The 809-nt window shown below is 62.5% G+C and carries 2 protein-coding genes; one reads left to right on the forward strand and one right to left on the reverse strand.

All coding sequences use genetic code 11. The annotated features are described in order from the left end of the window. On the reverse strand, window positions 1-192 hold a 192-nt coding region (locus EN893_RS38850), incomplete at its 3' end, for a hypothetical protein (protein WP_206640264.1). On the opposite strand from EN893_RS38850, the gene EN893_RS36145 reads away from it, so the two are divergent. After that, on the forward strand, window positions 191-739 hold the full coding sequence (locus EN893_RS36145) for an ankyrin repeat domain-containing protein (protein ID WP_127271822.1): 549 nt from the start codon (window positions 191-193) through the stop codon (window positions 737-739). The two genes, EN893_RS38850 and EN893_RS36145, sit on opposite strands and share 2 nt — an antisense overlap. Window positions 740-809 lie beyond the last annotated feature (70 nt).

Below are 809 nucleotides of genomic sequence, written 5' to 3' on the forward strand. Positions count from 1 at the left end.
CCCAACGACCGGGTGAAAGGAGCCGGCCCCGTCCCCGGGCCGGCTCCGCCATTTCTGGCGGAGAATCGAAAACCAATCAGCCTGCGGTAGGCTGAAGATCCCAATCTCATTCAGTCGAATCGTCCCGCCTTCCCACGCCCGGAAGATCGAGGCACTATAGGCCGTCAGTTTCGCCTTCTGGATCACGGCCATGTTGGAAATCCCGGAAGATCGATGCGAGCGCCATCGCCTGTTCAACGTTATCGACGATGCCTTCAAGGCCGGCGACTTCGAGGGCCTCGGCGTGGCGTTGGGCGGCTCTTCCCGCTGGTTCGACGAGCGCATGCCGTTCGAGCTCGGCCTCGGGCATCCGCTGGAATATGCGATCTATTGGAGCCCCGTCGGCTTCATCTCGTCTTTGCTGGATGCCGGCTCGAATCCAAACTATCAGGATCACGGTGGGTTTCCGTCCATCATTGCAGCGCTGTCCACCGACCGCGCCGACCGGCTGGACATCGTGCGGGTTTTGATCGACGGCGGTGCCGACCCCAACATGCGGGGCGTCAACGACTGGACGCCGCTGCACTATTCGGTGGCCATCCGCAGTGTCGATGCGATCGGCCTGCTTTTGGCGGCGGGCGCCGACCCGGTGCTCGAAACCCGCATCGATGACTACAGGACCGCGATCGAGGAAGCCGAGATTGCCGGCTTTGAAGGCGGTGCTTCCTTGCTGCGCGATGCGATGGCCGGGCGCAACTGACGGACAGTGAGTTGGGGCGCGACGAAACCACCGCCAGCAAATGCCAGGCTGATCTCAGACCTTCTTCAAC

The sequence above is a fragment of the Mesorhizobium sp. M7A.F.Ca.CA.004.04.2.1 genome (assembly GCF_004022825.1).
In the GTDB taxonomy this organism is placed as follows: domain Bacteria; phylum Pseudomonadota; class Alphaproteobacteria; order Rhizobiales; family Rhizobiaceae; genus Mesorhizobium.